Raw genomic sequence first — 19,847 nt, forward strand, 5'->3', positions numbered from 1 at the left:
AACATCAGGACACTGCCATGAACCGCATCTACCGCTCCATCTGGAACCAGGCCACCGGCGCCTACGCCGCCGTTTCCGAAAACGTCAAATCCGCCGGCAAGCGCTCGATGCCGGGCAGCAGCGGGGGCGGCGCGCATTTCGCCCTGACCGGCATGGCGGCGGCGCTGATGCTCGGTTATGGCTCCCTGGCCTTGGCGGGGCCGGCGGGCGGCACGGTGGTGGCGGGCCAGGCTTCCATCAATGGCGCGCCGGGCAATACCGTGATCCAGCAGGGCAGCCAGCATGCCGTCATCAACTGGGCCAGTTTCAATATCGGCAAGGGCGAATCGGTGCAGTTCCAGCAGCCCAACAGCAATGCGGTGGCCCTGAACCGCGTGCTGGGCAGCGACGGCACGACCATCCTGGGCAAGCTGTCGGCCAACGGCAAGGTGTTTATTGTCAATCCGAACGGCGTGCTGTTCGGCCACGGCGCGTCCGTGAACACGGCCGGCCTGGTGGCTTCCACGCTGGATATCAGTAATGCCGACTTCATGGCGGGCAAGTACCAGTTTTCCGGCAATGGCAGCGGTAAAGTCTTGAATCAGGGCAACATCAGCGCGCCGGGCGGCTATGTGGCCTTGCTGGGCGCGAACGTATCGAACGAAGGCATGATCCAGGCGCGCCTGGGTTCGGTGGCCCTGGCGGCAGGTCGTGCCATCACGCTGGACGTGGCGGGCGATGGCTTGCTGAACGTGGCGGTGGACCGGGGCGCCGTGGGCGCGCTGGTGAATAACGGCGGCTTGATCCAGGCCGATGGCGGCAGCGTCGTCCTGACGGCGCAGGCGGCGGGCGACTTGCTGAAAACCGTCGTCAACAACACGGGCGTGATCGAGGCGCACAGCATCGACACGCGCGGCGGCACGATCAAGTTGCTGGGCGACATGCAAAGCGGCACGGTGAACGCGGCCGGCACCCTGGACGCCAGCGCGCCTGCGGGCGGCAATGGCGGCTTCATCGACACCTCGGCCGCGCACGTGAAGATCGACGACGCGCTGAAGGTGAGCACGGCCGCGATGAAGGGCACGACGGGCATGTGGCTGATCGATCCGACCGATTTCACGATCGCGGCATCGGGCGGCAACCAGACCGGCGCGTTTTACAGCAATGCGCTCAAGTCCAGCAATGTCACCATTGCAACGGTCGCCAGCGGCGGCGCCGCAGGCGATATCCATGTCAACGACACGATCAGCTGGTCGGCCAACAAGCTGACCTTGACGGCGCACAATAATATCAATATCAATGCGCCGCTGCGCGGTGCCGGCACGGCCAGCCTGGCGCTCGAGTATGGCCAGCGCGGCGTCGCCGCCGGCAATTTGTCCACCTACAACGTGAAGGCGGAAGTGGACTTGCCATCGGGTAATAACTTCAGCACCAGGCAGGGCACGGATGGCGCAGTCATCAGCTATACGGTGATCAACAGCGTAGGTGCGGCTGGCAGCCTGAGCGCAGCCGATTTGCAGGGCATGAATGCCAACCTGGGAGGCAACTATGCGCTGGGCCGCCATATCGACGCCAGTGCCACGCTCGACTGGGACGGCGGCAAGGGCTTCGTGCCCATCGGCAACACAGGGACGCCATTCCTGGGCAGGGTTGACGGCCTGGGCCATGACGTCACGGGATTGTCCCTCACCCGGCTGACGGACTATGCCGATGTCGGCATGTTTGGCGCCATCGGCGCGTCGGGCGTGGTGCGCAACCTCAATCTCGTCAACACCCGGATACAGGCGCCGGAAGGCAAGTCTGGGCAGATCCGGCTGGGCATGCTGGCGGCAAGAAACGCGGGCTTGATCGATAACGTCAGTGCGTACGGCGAACTGAAGCTGACGGGGTCGATTTATGCAGGGGGCATGGTGGGCGTGAATAGCGGCGTGATCAACAACAGCCGCAGCAGCGGCAGTATCGAGCACACTCCCAATTACGGTGGCGGCGCTGCCGGGCTGGTTGCCCAAAATGAACGTGGCGGCAGCGTCAGCAACAGTAGCAGCAGCATGAAGGTGACCGTAGTCAAGGGCACGGCCGGCGGGCTGGTGCTTGAAAACGCTGGCGCCATCGCGAAGAGCTTTGCCACGGGCGACGTCGCGGGCGATATCTTTGCGGGCGGCCTGGCGGCATTCACGTCAGGCAATATCAGCGACAGCCATGCGACGGGCAGCGTGACGGGCAGTTCCATCGCCGGCGGATTGGCTGGCCGGCTGGGCGGGACGATCAGCAACAGCTATGCGACCGGCAATGTCTACTCTTCCGGCGATGTGCAGTCCGAGCAAGGTTTTGGCGGCCTCGTCGGTGACGTTTATGCGGGCAGGATCAGCAACAGCTATGCCACTGGCAGCGTCAATGCGGGCAACTATGCGGGCGGCATCGTCGGCCGGAACCGGGGGACTGTGGACAATGTCTATTCCTTCGGCGCGGTCAATGCGCAGCACGATAACCGAGGCGGCATCGTTGGCTACAATGATTTCGGTGGCAACGTGAGCAATGCCTATTACAACACCAGCGCCAACCACGGCCTGACGGGCCTGGGCCAAGGCAATGGCAGAACGAGCAATATCGTCGGCTTGACGGACCTTGCAATGGGTGATCCTGCAAGTTATCCAACATTCAATTTCACGACGACGGCTGGCGCCACGGGCAACAATTGGGTGACGGTGGGATCGAACGGCGGCATGAACGGCAAGGGCGGCACGTTGCCGATGTTCAGCGGCGAATACTCGACCACCATCAATTCCGCGCACCAGCTGCAGTTGATGGCGATGGACAAGGCGGCAGCCTATACCCTGGGCAGCAGCTTCAGCGCGGGGGCGACAGCCGGCGGCGATATCTGGCTCGGCAAAGGCTTCGTGCCTGTCGGTGACGCCGCGTCGCCGTTCACGGGCAGCCTCAATGGCGCCGGCCACATCATTTCCGACTTGCGCATCTTCCGGCAGGGGAGCGCTGCAATCGGCCTGATCGGCAGTCTCGGCAAAAATGGCAGTATCTCGGACCTGGGCTTGAGCGACGCCCGGATCACCGGCGGCAGCGATGTGGGCGCGCTCGCCGGCGCGAACGCGGGCAAAATCAGCGGCAGTTTCGTTACCGGCAATGTCACGGGCGATGCGCAGGTCGGCGCCCTCGTGGGCAGCAATACGGGCGAAATTGTCGACAGTTACGCGCTGGGCAGCGCGACGGGTGGCGTGAATGTGGGCGGCCTGGCTGGCGACAGCCGCGGCGGCAGTATCCGTAACAGCTATGCGGCCGTTGCCGTCAGCGGCGCAGCGGGGCTGGGCGGGCTGGCAGGCGGCGCCTCCGCCGCCGATGCCACGGGCAGTTACTGGGATACGCAGATCAGCGGGCAGGCGGGCAGCCAGGGCGGCACGGGCCTGAGTTCGGCCGAGTTGAAAAAACTGGCCAACTACAACGGCAGCAGCGCGGGCAGCCCGGCCTGGGACTTGAACAATACCTGGGTGATTTACGAAGGACAGAGCACGCCATTGCTGCGTTCCTTCCTGACGCCCCTGGTGGTGACGGTGTCGCATAGCAGCAAGGTCTATGATGGCCTCGCCAGCGATCCGGTCACCGTAAGTTATTCCAGGGTGGTCGATCCTTCCCTGCTGCAAGGCTCGTTGACATATGACAATGCGTCCGGTAGCCTGGTCAATGCCGGCAACTATGTGGTGCGGGCCAGCGGCGTGTATTCCACGGCCCAGAATGGCTACCTGATTAGCTATGTCGATGGCGGCGTGACGATTACGCCGCGCCAGATCAGCCTGAATGGCGTTTCGGCGGGCAACAAGGTGTATGACGGCAATACCTCTGCCGTGCTGGCTGGCGGCAGCCTCAGTGGCGTGTTGGGCGATGACGTGGCCAAGCTGAGCTTTTTGCTGTCCGGCTCGTATGCCAGCAAGAATGTCGGCAACAATCTCGCCATTACGGCCAGCGCCACGCTGGGCGGCAGTGCGGCCGGCAACTACACGCTGGCGCCAATCGGCGACTTCAGCGGCGCGATCACCAAGGCCACCATCAGCAGCGTGACGGGCATCAAGGCCGATGACAAGGTGTATGACGGTGGCCTGGGGGCCAGCCTGAGCGGCGCTTCGGCGGTCTTGCATGGCATGGTGAGCGGCGACAGTCTTGCCGTGGTCACTGCCAGAGGCAATTTCGCGGACAAGAATGCGGGCAGCGGCAAAACGGTGTATGTCAGCGATATCGTGCTGGCTGGCGCCGACAGCGGCAACTATACCCTGGCCGCCACGGACGCCGTCATCACGGGCACCATCCGGCCCAAGGCGCTGACGCTCGGCGGCGTCGCCGCGCAAGATAAAGTCTACGATGGCAATGCCGACGCGCGCGTGACGGGCGGCACATTGAGCGGTTTCGTCGGCTCGGAAAACGTGATCTTGTCTGGCCTGAGCGGCTATTTTTCGGACAAGAACGCCGGCAACGGCAAGGCCGTGACGGTGGGCGCCGTGCTGGCCAGCGATACGGGGCTGGCCAGCAACTACACGGTGGCCAACCCGGACGGCTTGACGGCCAGCATCACGCCCAAGGCCCTGACGGTGACGGGCGCGGTGGCGGGCGACAAGGTCTATGACGGCACGCGCCTGGCCAGCGTCAGCGGCGGGGTTCTGTCCGGCCTGGTCGAAGGCGAACGCCTGGACATCGCCGGGATGGCGGCCAGCTTCGGCGACCAGAACGCGGGCAAGGCCAAGGCGGTGACGGTGACGGGCACGACCCTGGCCGACACGGCCAGCGGCTTGGCCAGCAACTACACGGTGGCCAACCCGGACGGCTTGACGGCCAGCATCACGCCGAAGGCCCTGACGGTGACGGGCGCGGTGGCGCTCGACAAGGTCTACGATGGCACGCGCCTGGCCAGCATCAGCGGCGGCGTACTGTCCGGCCTGGTTGAAGGCGAGCGCCTGGACATCGCCGGGATGACGGCCAGCTTCGGCGACAAGAACGCGGGCAAGGCCAAGGCGGTGACGGTGACGGGCACGGCCCTGGTCGACACGGCCAGCGGCTTGGCCGGCAATTACACGGTGACCGATCCGAACGGCCTGACGGCCAGCATCACGCCCAAGGCCTTGACGGTGACGGGGGCGGCGGCGCTCGACAAGGTCTACGACGGCACGCGCCAGGCCAGCGTCAGCGGCGGTGTGCTGTCCGGCCTGGTCGACGGCGAACGCCTGGGCGTGACCGGGATGACGGCCAGCTTCGGTGACAAGAACGCGGGCAATGCCAAGGCGGTGACGGTGACGGGCACGACCCTGGCCGACACGGCCAGCGGTTCGGCCAGCAACTACACGGTGGCGAACCCGGGCGGCTTGACGGCCAGCATCACGCCGGCGGCGCTGACGGTGGGTATCACGGGTATCAACAAGGTTTACGATGCGAGCGTCGCTGCCAGCGTGAACTGGCGCGACGACCGTCTTGCCGGCGACCAGCTGAGCATCAGCAGCAATGCTGCCCAGTTTGCCGACAAGAATGCGGGACAGGGCAAGACGGTGCGCGTGGATGGCATACGCTTGAGCGGGCTGGACGCCGGCAATTATGTGGTCAACACGGCGGCGTCGGCGCGGGCCGATATTACGCAGGCGAAATTGACCGTGACGGTGAACAATGCCGAGAAAGACCAGGGGCGCCCTAATCCCGTCTTTGACGTCGGCTATGCGGGCTTGCTGGGGGGCGACAGCGTGGCATCGGAACTGCGCGGCGAACTACTGTTCAGCACGGAGGCAGGCGCGGGTTCGCCGGCCGGCAACTACAAGGTTGCCGCCGCAGGGCAGACGTCGAACAACTATGCGATCGGCTATGTCGCCGGCAGCTTGAAGGTGAAGCCGGCCGAAGCCTTGCGCAATGCGCTGACGGCAGCGGCCGCTTCCGTCGCCGCCGTGCCGTTGGCGGGCAATATGGTGGTTGCGGAGCATGCCCATGGCGGCAAAGCGGCGGCCGGCCCTGCCGCGCCTGTCGTGGCCGGCGTGGCCGGCCCGACATCCCGCCAGGTGCTGCCGGGCTTGCAATTGAGCGTGCTCGACGGCGGTATTCTGTTGCCGGCCGGCATGACCAGCGGCCCGGCCATGCCGTAACAGCAAGGGCCGTGCTTGCCCCGGCTAGCCGGCCCGTGCGGCAGCCGCCTTGGCAGGCAGCTGCAGATCCATATTGGCTTCGAACAGGGCCGTGATCCAGCCCGCAAACGCCTGCAGCTTGGGCGTGGCCAGCCGGCCTTGCGGCGTCAGCAGCGACATGGGCATCGGTGTCGGCGGGTGATCCGCCAGCACGGCCACCAGGGCGCCGCTGTCGAGGTGCGCGCGCACCTGGTACACGGCCGCCTGCGCCAGTCCCAGCCCTTGCAGCGCGCAAGCGACGCTGGCGTCCGCGTCGTTGACGGCGATGGGGCCGGCCATCGGCACGCGCACCACCTCCTTGCCTTGCAGGAAATCCCAGTCGAAGGCGCGTCCCGTGCGGCCCGAGTAATGCATGATGCCCCGGTGCGCGGCCAGGTCGGTCAGGGTGTGCGGCGTGCCGTGCCGCGCCAGGTAGGCGGGTGAGGCGCACGTGACGAAGCGCATCAGGCCGACCTGTTTGCCGATGAAGGCGGAATCCTGCAAGGTGCCCACGCGCAAGGCGCAATCGATGCCTTCCTGCGTCAGGTCGACCAGGCGGTCAGTCAGGCTCAGCTGCAGTTGCACGTCCGGCCAGGCGGCGTGGAATTGCGCGATATGGGGCATGACGAGGCGCCGGCCCACCGTGTTGGGCAGGTTGATGCGCAGCAAGCCACGGGGTTTTTTCGCGTCCGGACCGCGGAACGCCAGTTCCGCCGTGTCGACGGCTTTTAAAATATCGAGGCAATGGCGGAAGTACTCGGCCCCTTCCGGCGTCAGGGACAAACGGCGCGTAGTGCGCTGCAGCAGTTGCGTGCCCAGGTAGGCTTCCAGCTTTTGCAGGGTGGCCGTCAGCGCGGCGCGCGGCAAATTCAAGGTTTCGGCCGCCTTGGAAAAACTGTTGGCCTCGACGATGCGCACGAAGGTCTGCATGGCCTTGATCTTGTCCATGGGATAGCTTTCATTGTTCATATTATGTGAAAAGTGTAGGGCGATTATGCCCTAATTATCTTTGCCCCGGTTTTGCCTAGAATGGCCACATCCCTACCGAACCGAGGAAACAACATGAACAAGGCCTCACCTTCTGCTCCCCACGACATTGCGCCCGCCATGGTGCTGCTGCTGGCCATCGCTTCCGGCCTGATCGTGGCTAATCTGTATTACGCGCAAACCCTCGTCGGGCCCATCAGCGCCTCCACGGGCCTGTCGGCCAAGGCGGCCGGGCTGATCGTCACCCTGACGCAAGTGGGCTACACGCTGGGCCTGCTGTTTGTCGTGCCGCTGGGCGACTTGCTGGAAAACCGCCGCCTGATCGTCACGGCCTTGCTGGTGACGGCCACGGCCCTCGTGGTGGCGGCCCTCTCCACGGGCGCCATCGTGTTCCTGGCAGCCGCGCTGGCCATCGGCCTCGGGTCCGTGGCGGCGCAAGTGATCGTGCCGTTTGCCGCCCACCTGTCGCAGGAAGCGACGCGGGGCCAGACGGTGGGCAAGGTGGTCAGCGGCCTGTTGCTGGGCATCATGCTGGCCCGTCCCGTGGCCTCGCTGGTGGCGGCCCATGCAAGCTGGCACGTGGTGTTTGGCGGCGCCGCCGTGCTGATGGTCTTGCTGGCGCTGGTGCTGCGCCGCGCCTTGCCCGTGCGCCAGCCCGTGTCGAGCATGCGCTATCCGGCCTTGATGGCCTCGCTGTGGCATTTGCTGCTGGGCACGCCCGTGCTGCGCCGCCGCGCCGCCTATCATGCGGGCCTGTTCGGCGCCTTCAGCCTGTTCTGGACCGTCACGCCGCTGGTGCTGTCCAGCCCCGCGTTCGGCCTGTCGCAAACGGGCATCGCCATCTTCGCCCTGGTGGGCATGGCGGGCGCCGTCGCTTCACCCATCGCCGGCCGCCTGGCCGATGCGGGCCACACCTTGCCCGCCACGGCCGCCGCGCTGGCGCTGGGCGTCGTCGCCTTTGCCTTGCCGATGCTGGCGCCCGAGTCGAAACACGTGGCGCTGGGGCTGCTGGTGGTCGCTTCCATCGTGCTCGACATGGGCGTGGCCGCCAACCTGGTGCTGGGCCAGCGCGCCATCTTCAGCCTGGGCGCGGAAGTGCGCGGCCGCCTGAACGGCCTGTATTTCGCCCTGTTCTTCGCCGGCGGCGCAGCCGGCTCGGCCATCGGCGCCTGGGTGTATGCCAGCTATGGTTGGCAAGCAACTTTGCTGACCGGCATGGCGTTTCCGGGCCTGGCCCTGCTGGTATGGCTGGGAGAATTTCTGCCGCTGGCCGCGCGCCGCACGGCTTGAAACCCTGATGGCGGCTCGTTATCACTAGCGGCTATTTCTATCATCATGAAGATAAAGTGGCGTGATATGCCGCGATGCCGCAAGATGCACTTGTCTCCTCTATCTCCTCCAAGGAAATAGATTCAGCCCGCTTCCGTAGCGGGCTTTTTTTTGTCTTTGCAGATTAAATCACCACCAGATCGAGCGCGCGCATGAAGTTCGCCGCCTGCGCATGCGTGATGACGGCGCCTTTCAGCAAGGACGCTTCGCTCAATTTGAACCCGTCGATATCGGCGCCGCGCAAGTCCGCGCCCTGGAACTTCGCCAGTTTGATGGTGGCGTTGCGCAGGCTGCCCCCTTCGAAGACGGCGTCGCGGAAGTCGCAGCCGGCCAGGTAGGCGTCGGAAAAGTCCAGCTGCTTTAATATTGCCTTGCGGAACGAGAAGCCGCGCAGGTCGGCGCCCACCAGCAGGCTGTCTTCGAAGGTGAGGCCCAGGTGGGCCACTTCCTCGAACGAGGCGCCCGTCAGCTTGCAGCCGCGGTAGGTGGCCGAGGCCAGCTTGGCGCGCCGCCATTTTGTGTTGTTCAGGTCGCAGCCTTCGAAGCTGGCGTCGACGGCGTCGACGGATTCGAAATCGGCGCTGCCCGCGCGGCAGCGGCGCCAGGTGCTGCGCGCCAGTTTGCTGGCGAACAGATTGGTGTCGGCAAAGGTGCAGCGCTCGAAGGTACAGCCCTGCAGATCGAGGCGCGACAAGTCTTCGCCGTCGAACGCGCAATCGATGAAGTGGCGCACGGGCAGGGCCAGCTGCTGCTCGATGCCGGCGCGGTCCAGGGTCATGTTGCTTACTGCGGTATCGTGTGTTGCCATCCGTTTTTATTCCTAATCAAAGCAGGGGAGGGATGGCGCGGCGGGAAAATGCACGAACCAGAACACCTCCCCGGCTGGTGTAACAGCCAAGGGTCAGCGCCGTGGGTCCGCGTGGGCGGGAGCATGCCGGACGGTGCCGGGCACTTACCGGGTTACCAACCGGTGCGCTCATTTTCGATCAGCGCGTATTGTAGCTTGTCCGAATCGGCCTTGCCAGTTCTTGCGAAGCCGGGTTAGTATCGTTGCAGGCGCAGCCACTGCGCCAACGTCGCTCGGACGGATCCGGGCGCTTACGTACAGAGATAACCATGACCGACAGCCAAGCTCCGCGCAGCTTTTCGCGCATCAATCGCCTTCCCCCCTACGTTTTCAATATCACCGCCGAACTCAAGATGGCCGCGCGCCGCCGTGGCGAGGACATCATCGACATGTCGATGGGCAATCCCGATGGCGCCACGCCGGCCCACATCGTGGACAAGCTGGTCGAGACGGTGAAACGCCCCGACACGCACGGCTATTCCGCCTCCAAGGGCATTCCGCGGCTGCGCCGCGCGATTGCCCACTGGTACAAGAAGCGCTACGAGGTCGACATCGACCCGGACAGCGAAGCCATCGTCACCATCGGCTCGAAAGAGGGCCTGGCGCACCTGATGCTGGCGACCCTGGACCGTGGCGACACGGTGCTGGTGCCCAATCCCAGCTATCCGATCCACATCTGGGGCGCCGTCATCGCGGGCGCCGATATCCGCTCCGTGCGCATGGGGCCGGGCGTGGATTTCTTTGCCGAACTGGAACGGGCCATCCGCGAAAGCTACCCGAAACCGAAGATGATGGTGCTGGGCTTCCCGTCCAACCCCACGGCGCAATGCGTGGAGCTGGAATTCTTCGAACGGGTCGTGGCGCTGGCGAAACAGCACAATATCCTGGTGGTGCATGACCTGGCGTATGCCGACATCACCTTCGATGGCTGGAAGGCGCCGTCCATCATGCAGGTGCCTGGCGCGCGCGACGTGGCTGTCGAGTTTTTCACCATGTCGAAAAGCTACAACATGGCGGGCTGGCGCATCGGCTTCATGGTGGGCAATGCGGAACTGGTGGCGGCCTTGGCGCGCATCAAGAGCTACCACGACTACGGCAGTTTTACGCCCGTGCAAGTGGCGGCCATCGCCGCGCTGGAAGGCGACCAAAGTTGCGTGACGGACATCTGCGCCCAGTACCAGCGCCGCCGCGACGTGCTGGTGAAAGGCTTGCATGAGGCGGGTTGGATGGTGGAAAAACCGAAGGCCTCGATGTATATCTGGGCGCATATCCCGCAAGCGTATCGCCACCTGGGTTCGCTGGAATTTGCCAAGCTGCTGCTGCAAAAAGCCAGGGTGAGCGTGTCGCCCGGCATCGGTTTCGGCGAATACGGCGATGAATACGTGCGCTTCGCCCTGATCGAAAACGAGGCGCGCGTCCGGCAAGCCTTGCGCGGCATCAAGAATATGTTGCGTTCCGGCGACGCAAAAACGGAAACGGCAACGTAAAAGTTGCCGTATGGAATTGTCTGTTGCCCGTAATATCACTGCTGCGTATTTCTGACATCACGAATATAAAGTGGTTTTATATGCTGCAACGCGGCATCATTCATTTGTCTCCTCTATCTCCTCCAAGGAAATAGATTCAGCCCGCTCCCGCAGCGGGCTTTTTTTTGCCTGTCATTCCGCGCGGCTATGCGTCGCCGGCACCTGTAAACCGCCGTACCGCCACCTCCCACTGCTGCATCAGGCTGGCCGCCTGGTCGCGGCCGATGGCGGGCAGGAACGTCCTGTCGGCGCGCCAGTGCGATGCCAGCTCGTCCACGCCACGGTACTGGCCGATGGCCAGGCCCGCCAGGTAGGCCGCGCCCAGGGCCGTCGTTTCGATCACTTGCGGGCGCACGACGGGGATGCCCAGCAAGTCGGCCTGGAATTGCAGCAGCAGGTTGTTGGCGCAGGCGCCGCCGTCCACGCGCAGCTCGGTGATGGGCGCTTGCGCGTCGCGCGTCATGGCGCCCAGCAGGGCGGCGCTCTGGAAGGCGATCGCTTCGAGCGCGGCGCGGGCGATGTGGCCCACCGTGCTGCCCCGGCTCAGGCCCAGGATGGCGCCTTTCGCCGAGGGCACCCAGTACGGCGCGCCCAGGCCTGTAAACGAGGGAACGAAGACCACGCCGCCGGAATCGGGCACGGAGGCGGCCAGGCCTTCCGCTTCGCCCGCATGGCCGATGGCACCCAGGCCGTCGCGCAGCCACTGCACCACGGCGCCGCCGATGAAGACGCTGCCTTCGAGCGCATACGCGGGCTGCGCGCCCACCTGGCAGGCGGCCGTGCTGATCAAGCCATGCTGCGATTGTGCGCACTGCTCGCCCGTGTTGAGCAGCAAGAAGCAGCCCGTGCCATAGGTATTCTTGGCCATGCCCGGCGTGAAACAGGTCTGGCCGAACAGCGCCGCCTGCTGGTCGCCGGCGATGCCGCCGATGATGACGGGGCTGCCCAGCACCGCCGCATCCGTTTCGCCATATACGTGGCTCGAAGGGTGGACGGACGGCAGCAGGCTGGCGGGAATGCCCAGCCAGTCGAGCAGCTGGGCGTCCCAGCAGCCTTCATGCAGGTTCCACAGCATGGTGCGCGAAGCGTTGGTGACGTCGCTCACGTGCAGCCGGCCGCCCGTCATCTGCCATGCGAGCCAGGTATCGATGGTGCCGAAGGCCAGTTCGCCGCGCATGGCCCGCGCGCGGACGCCGGGCACGGCGTCGAGTATCCAGCGCAGCTTGGTGCCGGAAAAATACGGGTCGAGCACCAGGCCCGTCTTTGCGTGGATGGCGCCGGCCAGGCCCCGCGCGCGCAAGTCCTCGCACAGCGCCTCCGTGCGGCGGTCTTGCCAGACGATGGCGTTGTAGACGGGTTCGCCCGTGGCGCGGTCCCATACCACCGTCGTTTCGCGCTGGTTGGTGATGCCCAGCGCGCCGAGGGCGTCGGCCTGCAAGCCCGTCTTGGCCAGCACTTCGCGGCAGGTAGCCACCTGGCTGTGCCAGATTTCCATCGGGTCGTGCTCGATCCAGCCCGGCTGCGGGAAGATCTGGCGAAATTCGCGCTGCGCCACGGCGACGATGGCGCCCGTTTCATCGAAGACCATGCTGCGCGAGCTGGAGGTGCCCTGGTCGAGGGCCAGCAAATACGTCATGCCGCCACCTCTTGCGCCGGATGGGCGGCCAGCCATTGCTGCAGGCGTGCCACGTCGGCCGGCGCGCAGCGCAACCCCAGTTTGCTGCGGCGCCACAGGATGTCGTCGCAACTCCTGGCCCATTCCACCTCGACCAGATAGCACGCTTCGGCTTCGTACAGGCCGGGCGCCAGTTGCGCGCCCAGGTCGGCCATCGACGTGGCGCCCGTCAGCAGGCGTGCGGCGCGGCTGCCGTAGGCGCGCGCATAGCGGCGCGCCAGCGCGGCCGGCAGCCAGGCGTGGTCGCGCTGGAAGCGCGCGAGGAAACCGTCGAAATCATGGCTGTCCACGAGTTGATTCACCTGCTGCAGGTCGCCGCCGGGCAGGGGCGCGTGGGCCGTCCAGGCCGGAGAAGCATTGTCCAGCAGGGGCGCCAGCAGGCCCAGCGCCTCCTCGGCCAGCTTGCGGTAGGTGGTGATCTTGCCGCCCCAGATATTGAGCAGGGGCGCGCCCTTTGCTGCTGCGCCGCGCGCCACTTCCAGCAGGTAGTCGCGCGTGACGGCCGACGCGTTCTGCGCGCTGTCGTCGAGCAGGGGGCGCACGCCGGAATACGTCCACACGACGTCGGCGGGGCCGATTTCGCGCTTGAAATAGCGGTTCGCCGCCTGGCACAGGTAATCGATCTCCGCCTGGCTGATCTTCACCTGGCTCACGTCCCCCTTGTATTCCTCGTCGGTGGTGCCGATCAGGGTAAAGTCATCCTGGTAGGGGATGGCGAAGATGATGCGCTGGTCCGGGTTCTGGAAGATGTAGGCGTTCGGATGGTCGAACAGGCGCGGCACGATGATGTGGCTGCCCTTGATCAGGCGCAGTCCCTGCGTCTCGCTGCCGCCGGCCGCGCCGGCAAATTGCGCCGTCCACGGTCCCGCCGCGTTGACGATGGCGCGCGCGCGCAAGGTCTTGCGCTGGCCACCTTCCGCTTGCAGGGTGGCGTGCCAGGCGTCGCCGTCGCGGCGCGCGTCGACGCAGGCCGTGCGGGTGAGGATGTGCGCGCCGTGTTCCTGCGCGTCGAGCGCGTTGAGCACCACCAGGCGCGCATCGTCGACCCAGCCGTCGGAATACACGAAGCCCTTGCGGTAGCCGGCCTTCAGCGGCGCGCCCGCCGCATGGCGGTCCAGCGCGATGCCTTGCGAGGCGGGTAAAAAGGCCCGTTTGGCCAGGTGGTCGTACAGGAACAGGCCCGCGCGTATCATCCAGGAGGGGCGCTGGGCGGCGTCGTGCGGCATGACGAAGCGCATCGGCCACATGATGTGCGGCGCGGCGCGCAGCAGCACTTCGCGTTCCTGCAGCGCCTTGCGCACCAGCTTGAATTCATAGTATTCGAGGTAGCGCAGGCCGCCGTGTATCAGCTTGGTGGAGGCGGACGAGGTGTGCTGCGCCAGGTCGTGCTGTTCGCACAGCACCACGCGCAAGCCGCGGCCGGCCGCGTCGCGCGCGATGCCGGCGCCATTGATGCCGCCGCCGACGACCAGCAGGTCGCAGTCGGCGGGCAGGGAGGAAAAGCGGGAAGCGGACATGGAAGGTTCGTCTCGTAAAAAAGGTAAACAGTGAAAAGGCGCCGCCTCAGGCGGCCAGGGCCAGCACGGGCGGCAGCACCAGGGCCAGGCCGGCGACCAGCAGCAGCACGAAGACGGCGCGGCGCACGTGCTCGATGGGCAGGCGCGAAGGGTGGCGGCGCGCCAGCCACGTCAGCCCCGTCACCAGCGGCAAGGCTTCCAGGGTCAGCCACAGGGCCGTCAGGCTGAACTGGCCGTGCGCCAGCACGAGGGCCAGGCGCAGCACGGCATTCGCGGCAAACAGCACGATCAGCGAATGGCGGATCATGTCGGCCGGCCATGGCTGCCGGTACAGGTGGTACACCATGGGCGGGCCGGCGCTGGCGAACAGGCCGCCCATCACGCCGGACACGCCGCTGAAGAACAGGAAGGCGGGCAGGCCGGATTGCCGCCGGCGCGCGCTGGGGCGCAGCACCAGCATGCATGCGCAGACGACGATGGCGCAGCCGAGCAGGAAGCGCAGCAGGGTCACCTGTTGCGCGCTGAACCAGCCCAACAGGGCCACGCCCGCGCCCACGCCCAGCAGGCTGACGGCCAGCGAAGGGCCGAACACGGGCCAGGCCAGTTGCGGACGCGTGCGGCCAAACGTGATGGCCGCATTCACCAGCACCAGCACGCTGACGACGTTGGCCACGTCGCCCAGGCTGGCCAGGTGCAGCACGGCCGTCAGGCCCAGCAGGATCAGGCCGAAAGCAAAGCCCGTCAGGTTCTGCGCGACGCTGGCCAGCGCCACGCAGGCCAGGAACAGCAAGTGCGACGCCACGCTCATGCCAGGCTCATTTCGCCAGCGACAGGAAGAAATCCTGCTGCGCGCAACCGCGCCGCACGAAGACGGGCGGCTGGCCCATAGGAGCGTCGACTTCCACGCGCTGGCCGCCTTCGAAGACGGCGCCGCTCCACAGGTGGATCCAGGCGTCGCCCTGCGGCAGGTAGGCGCTCCAGCGCGCAGCGCCCGCCGCATGCACGGGCGCCACCAGCAGGTCGGGGCCGAACAGGTACTGGTCCTGGATGGCGTAGGTGGCGCGGTCGTGTTCATAGTGCAGGAACAGGGGGCGCTGCAGCGGCAGGCCGCGCGCCACGGCATCTTCGGCCAGCGCGCGGATGGTGGGCGCCAGTGCCACGTGCAGCCGCGTCATGCGGGCGAAGTGCTGGAACACCTGTTCATCCTGGTAAAACTGGAAGTTTTCGTCCGGGCGGTTGCCTTCGTGCGTGCGCATCATCGACGTGAAGACGGCCATCTCCGTCCAGCGCTGGAACAGTTCCGCCGTGCGCAGGTTGCCGAACAGGCTGGTATAGCCGCCGATGTCGCTGTGGTGGTAGGCGTTGCCCAGGAGGCCGGACGACAGTGCGCCGCAGATCACCGTCTGCAAGCCATCGTGGCGGCTGAAGTCGACCGACTGGTCGCCCGCCCACAGCAGCGGGCAGTGCGCCTGCACGCCCGTGTAGCCGGCGCGCATGAAGAAGGTGGCCTCGCCCGTCTTGCCGGCTGCTTCGATGGCGCGCGCATTGACTTCGGCCCACAGGGTCGGCCAGGCGTTGTGCATCAGGCGCGCATCGACGCCATTGTGCAGGCGCAGGTCGATCGGCAGGTATTCGCCGAAATCGGCCATCCAGCCGGACAGGCCGAAATCGAGCATTTCCTGGCGCAGGATGCGTTCCTCGAACCACAGCGCGGCGGCCGGGTTGGTGAAGTCGACGACGCCGCAATCGAATTCGCCGAAGTCCACCAGGTAGGCGCCGCCATCGGTGGCCGTGGCCAGGAATCCCTGCTGCAGCGCTTCCTGGTACAGGGTGCCGTCGTTGCACAAATACGGATTGACGTAGCCGAGGAAGCGGATGTCCTGCCTGGCCAGGTCCGCGATCCAGTTTTTCAGGTCGGGATAGCGCTGCGGCTGCCAGCGCCAGTCCCAGAACAAACGCTTGCCGAACGAGGTCTGGCGCAAGCCCACCCAGTCTTCGCACCACAGGGCGCTGACGGGCAAGCCGTGTTCCTGCGCCTGCGCGAGGATGGCGCGGGCATGCTCTTCGCCGCCTTTCAGGCCCAGCATGGCGCCATTTTGCAGCCAGGCTGGCAGCTGCGGCTGGCGGCCGAAGCGTTGCGAGACGACGCCGACCAGGTCGACGAAGGAGTCGGCCAGCATGAATTCCAGGCGCTCGGGCATGGCCCAGAATTGCAGCTCGTGGAAGTCCGGCTGGCGGAAATCGAAGTCCGCATACGCCGTCGTCTCGGCATGCAGGCAGTAGCGCTGCGACGAGATGAAGCTCGGTTGCGGATAATTCGTGTGATAGTAGTCGCCGCCCGATTTCGACGTCACGTCGGCCTGCCACGTCAAATGGGTCGACTTGTCGCGGCCCACGCCCGGCTCGGACGTCCACAGGGGGAAGTGGCGGCCGCGCAGGTTGAAGTACGACATTTGCTCGCCGCAGCCCCACACATGCTCGTCCTGTTCTGCTGGCAGGCGCAGCCACAGCCGGTTCCAGCCCGGCGCCGCGTAGCGCACCACCAGGTGCACGCCATGCGGCGCCGCTTGCACGGCCAGCACCAGCTGCGGCGTGTCGCCCGCATGGCGCGCGAAGCTCAGGGTGGCGCCGTCGCCGTCCTGCGTGACGGCCAGCGTGCGCAGGGCGCTGCGCTCTTCGACGTAATCTTCGATGGCGAAGTTACCTCGGTACATTTCCATGCTTTCGCGGCCCTGGCCAACGAACACGCATGGCGCATCGGCGCCGTGGCGCAGCAGCAAGCGGCCGGCGCAGCGCAGGGCGACGCTGTCATTTTCCTGGTGTAGTGTGTACTGCATGACGATCAACTCCTGTGAAAACCGGCCGCCCGCATGGTGGCGTGGGGCGGGCCGGCGGTGCATCAACAAATAAGCACTAAATTAAAAGACGAGGAACATGCCGGCGGTCAGCTCGACGGGGCTGTAGCCGAAGTAGTTATTGTCCCCCCGGAACTGCAATACGCCCAGCTTGGCATGGCTGTTGTTGGCGATGCGCGTGGCATACGCGTAGAACGACAGGGTCGGCTGGAAGTTGTACAGGTAGCCCAGCGAGTAGGCTGTCGACGTGGGCTTGCCTACGCCATCGCCCGTGTTCGTGCCGAAAGCGCCTTTGGCGTTGGCGCCGTCATAGCTGATGTGCGCCAGGCTGCCCTCGATGCGGTGCTTGCCGAGGTCGTAGGCGCCCGAGACGCCGAAAGCGTCGGCCGCATAGCCGCCCGCGTTCGACACGCGGTAGGAGGTGTAGGAGCCGCCCAAGGTAAAATCGTGCCACTTGTAGCGCGCGCCGACGATGTCCGTGACCTGGTTGCGCTTGAGGAAGTTCGGCGTGCCCCCCGTGCTGATGTCGTTGCTCTGCTGGTAATCCATGTGCGCATAGCCGAGGAACAGGTCGCCCTTTTTGTACAGCACGTTGGCGGCCCAGCTGCGGCCATCGTTTTCCAGGTCAGTAGCGGAAGACGCCTGCTGGCCGGCCGAATACGACACTTCCGCCGAAATGTTGTTCCAGGTGGGGCTGCGGTAGCGCAGCGCATTGCCGTAGAACAAGGCCGTGCCCGAGTTGTTGCCGGCCAAACTCGTCGTCTTGCTGGCGTTGCCCGTGACGGGATCCTTCAGGTAGCGGCCCAGGGATTCGGGACGCGTGAGCGAGAACAGGGCGCTGAAGTCGTTGGCGCCGTAATTGTGCGCCGAGGCCAGGTCGGCGCCCAGCGAGACCCAGAACGGCGCCATGTACATGGTGCCGCCTTCGATCGAACCCCAGGTGGTCGAGGCAAAGCCGACGGTGGAGCCCCGGTTGAACAGCACGGACGAGGTGGTGTTGTTTTGCGTGCCGCCGCCCGCATTGCCGTTGAACAGGTTCAAGCCCGTCTCGACGCCGAAGATGGCCTTGTACTCATCGCTGAAGACCCAGGCGCCCGTGAGGCCCAGGCGGCTGGCCATCTCGCCCTGGTTCAGGCGGTGGTTGGTCAGCTGGCGCCCGCTGGCATCCTTGCCGCGCGAAACTGTATAGCCGATGTCGCCACGGCCGTACAGTTTCCAGTTGAAGCCGGTGACCGGTTTCACGGGCGCCGCTGCCGGTGCGGCAGCCATCGCTGCTGCTGGCGCTGCTGGCGCTGGCTGGGCCGCTTTCGCTTCCATCTGCGCCACCCGGTCCTGCAACTGGGCCAGCATGGCCTTCATGTCGCTCAGTTCGTCGGCGCGCGCGTTAGCGCTAACAAATGGTGCCGAGAGAAGCACGCCGGTGATGGCCGCGGCCAGGGTGGTCTTGCGGAATGTCGTTTGCATGATCTTGTCTCCTGTGTTTTTTATGAGTATGGTTGCTGATCCCTGCCTTGCTTACATTGAAATAATCAAATTCCTCCCATGCACAAGTATTTGATATCGAGGAAGTCGTCCATGCCGTAATGCGAGCCTTCGCGGCCCATGCCCGAATGCTTGACGCCGCCGAACGGCGCCATTTCGTTGGCGATCATGCCCGTGTTGATGCCGACCATGCCCACTTCCAGTTCTTCCGCCACGCGCCAGACTCTGCCCAGGTCGCGGCTGTAGAAATAGCCGGCCAGGCCGAACTGCGTGGCGTTGGCCATGGCGACGACTTCCTCTTCGCTGCCGAAGCGGAACAGGGGCGCCAGCGGGGCGAAGGTTTCCTCGGTGGCGACCAGCATGTCGCTGTTCGCTTCCAGCACCACGCTGGGCTCGAAGAAGCTGCCGCCCAGCGCGTGGCGCTTGCCGCCGATGGCCAGCTTGCCGCCCTTGGCCAGTGCGTCGGCGATGTGTTGCTCGATCTTGCGCACGGCGTTTTCATCGATCAGCGGGCCTTGCGTGACGCCTGCTTCGGTGCCGGCCCCCAGTTTCAGCTCGGCCACCTTGGCCACCAGGCGGGCGGCGAAGTCGTCGTAGATGCCGTCCTGCACGTAGATGCGGTTGGCGCAGACGCAGGTCTGGCCGCTGTTGCGGTATTTCGACATCAGCACGCCTTCGACGGCCGCGTCGATATCGGCATCCTCGAAGACGATGAAGGGCGCGTTGCCGCCCAGTTCCAGCGACAGCTTCTTGATCGTGCCGGCCGCCTCGCGCGATAGCCAGGCGCCCACTTCCGTCGACCCCGTAAACGTGATCTTGCGCACCAGGTCGTTAAGGCACAGTTCCGTGCCGATGGCTTGCGCCGCGCCCGTCACCACATTGAACACGCCGGGCGGCACGCTGGCGCGCAGCGCCAGTTCGGCCAGGGCCAGGGCCGACAGCGGCGTTTGCGACGCCGGCTTCAAGACCATGCTGCAGCCGGCCGCCAAGGCGGGGCCGGCCTTGCGCGTGATCATGCCGTTCGGGAAATTCCACGGCGTGATGGCCGCGCACACGCCGATCGGCTGCTTGATGACGACGATGCGCTTGTCGTTCGACGGCGGCGCGATCACGTCGCCATACGCGCGCTTGCCTTCCTCGGCAAACCATTCCAGGTAGGCCGCGTTCGAGACGATCTCGCCCTTGGCTTCCGCCAGCGACTTGCCCTGTTCAGTAGTCAATATCAGCGCCAGGTCGTCCGCGTGCTGCAGGATCAGCGCATGCCAGGCGCGCAGCACCGTGGCGCGCGCCTTGACGGTCTGCTTGCGCCACAGCCGGAAGGCCGCGTGGGCGCTGGCGATGGCGCGCCGCGTCTCGGCGGCACCCATGCGCGGCACGGTGGCGATGACGGCGCCGGTAGCCGGGTTGGTGACATCGATGGTGGCGCCGTCGTCGGCGTCGCACCAGGCGCCGTCGATCAGGCATTGCTGTTTCAAAAGGCTTGCGTCTTGCAGGTTCAACATGAGGGTTC

At 65.7% G+C, this 19,847-nt stretch carries 11 protein-coding genes; 3 read left to right on the top strand and 8 right to left on the bottom strand.

Translation table 11 applies throughout. The features are described from left to right. Nucleotides 1-17 precede the first annotated feature (17 nt). Nucleotides 18-6,101, top strand: coding sequence for a YDG domain-containing protein (locus CLU94_RS24060; protein WP_099668472.1), 6,084 nt, complete (start codon nucleotides 18-20; stop codon nucleotides 6,099-6,101). 24 nt (nucleotides 6,102-6,125) lie between these two features. Here the strand turns inward: CLU94_RS24060 and CLU94_RS24065 are convergent, their stop codons facing one another. Continuing rightward, the gene (locus tag CLU94_RS24065) at nucleotides 6,126-7,067 is read right to left on the bottom strand and encodes a LysR family transcriptional regulator (RefSeq protein WP_099667475.1); all 942 of its coding nucleotides are present in this window, start codon (nucleotides 7,065-7,067) and stop codon (nucleotides 6,126-6,128) included. A 114-nt stretch (nucleotides 7,068-7,181) separates the two neighbouring features. Here CLU94_RS24065 and CLU94_RS24070 point away from each other — a divergent pair, with 114 nt between their 5' ends. Then, the gene (locus tag CLU94_RS24070) at nucleotides 7,182-8,396 is read left to right on the top strand and encodes an MFS transporter (protein WP_099667476.1); all 1,215 of its coding nucleotides are present in this window, start codon (nucleotides 7,182-7,184) and stop codon (nucleotides 8,394-8,396) included. A gap of 163 nt (nucleotides 8,397-8,559) precedes the next feature. On the opposite strand, the gene CLU94_RS24075 is transcribed toward CLU94_RS24070, so the two are convergent. After that, complete coding sequence (locus tag CLU94_RS24075; RefSeq protein WP_257218975.1) at nucleotides 8,560-9,243, bottom strand: pentapeptide repeat-containing protein; 684 nt, start codon at nucleotides 9,241-9,243, stop codon at nucleotides 8,560-8,562. Between the two features lie 308 nt (nucleotides 9,244-9,551). On the opposite strand from CLU94_RS24075, the gene alaC reads away from it, so the two are divergent. Beyond that, nucleotides 9,552-10,769, top strand: coding sequence for an alanine transaminase (alaC, locus tag CLU94_RS24080; protein ID WP_099667478.1), 1,218 nt, complete (start codon nucleotides 9,552-9,554; stop codon nucleotides 10,767-10,769). Between the two features lie 184 nt (nucleotides 10,770-10,953). Here the strand turns inward: alaC and glpK are convergent, their stop codons facing one another. The 6 genes from glpK to CLU94_RS24110 all read right to left on the bottom strand — a co-directional run bounded on the left by glpK (nucleotide 10,954) and on the right by CLU94_RS24110 (nucleotide 19,839). Beyond that, nucleotides 10,954-12,444 carry a glycerol kinase GlpK gene (glpK, locus tag CLU94_RS24085; RefSeq protein WP_099667479.1) on the bottom strand — a complete coding sequence of 497 codons (1,491 nt, stop codon included), beginning with the start codon at nucleotides 12,442-12,444 and terminating at the stop codon, nucleotides 10,954-10,956. Next, nucleotides 12,441-14,000, bottom strand: coding sequence for a glycerol-3-phosphate dehydrogenase (gene glpD / locus CLU94_RS24090; RefSeq protein ID WP_099667480.1), 1,560 nt, complete (start codon nucleotides 13,998-14,000; stop codon nucleotides 12,441-12,443). Before glpD ends, glpK begins: the two co-directional genes overlap by 4 nt. Before the next feature lie 46 nt (nucleotides 14,001-14,046). Continuing rightward, nucleotides 14,047-14,808, bottom strand: coding sequence for a TSUP family transporter (locus tag CLU94_RS24095; protein WP_099667481.1), 762 nt, complete (start codon nucleotides 14,806-14,808; stop codon nucleotides 14,047-14,049). A gap of 7 nt (nucleotides 14,809-14,815) precedes the next feature. Further along, the gene (locus tag CLU94_RS24100) at nucleotides 14,816-16,837 is read right to left on the bottom strand and encodes an alpha-glucosidase (protein WP_099667482.1); all 2,022 of its coding nucleotides are present in this window, start codon (nucleotides 16,835-16,837) and stop codon (nucleotides 14,816-14,818) included. Between the two features lie 81 nt (nucleotides 16,838-16,918). Next, complete coding sequence (locus CLU94_RS24105) at nucleotides 16,919-18,319, bottom strand: porin (RefSeq protein ID WP_099667483.1); 1,401 nt, start codon at nucleotides 18,317-18,319, stop codon at nucleotides 16,919-16,921. Between the two features lie 65 nt (nucleotides 18,320-18,384). Continuing rightward, nucleotides 18,385-19,839, bottom strand: coding sequence for an NAD-dependent succinate-semialdehyde dehydrogenase (locus CLU94_RS24110; RefSeq protein WP_099667484.1), 1,455 nt, complete (start codon nucleotides 19,837-19,839; stop codon nucleotides 18,385-18,387). Nucleotides 19,840-19,847 lie beyond the last annotated feature (8 nt).

The sequence above is a fragment of the Janthinobacterium sp. 13 genome, from assembly GCF_002749695.1.
Taxonomy (GTDB): Bacteria; Pseudomonadota; Gammaproteobacteria; order Burkholderiales; family Burkholderiaceae_D; genus Janthinobacterium; species Janthinobacterium kumbetense.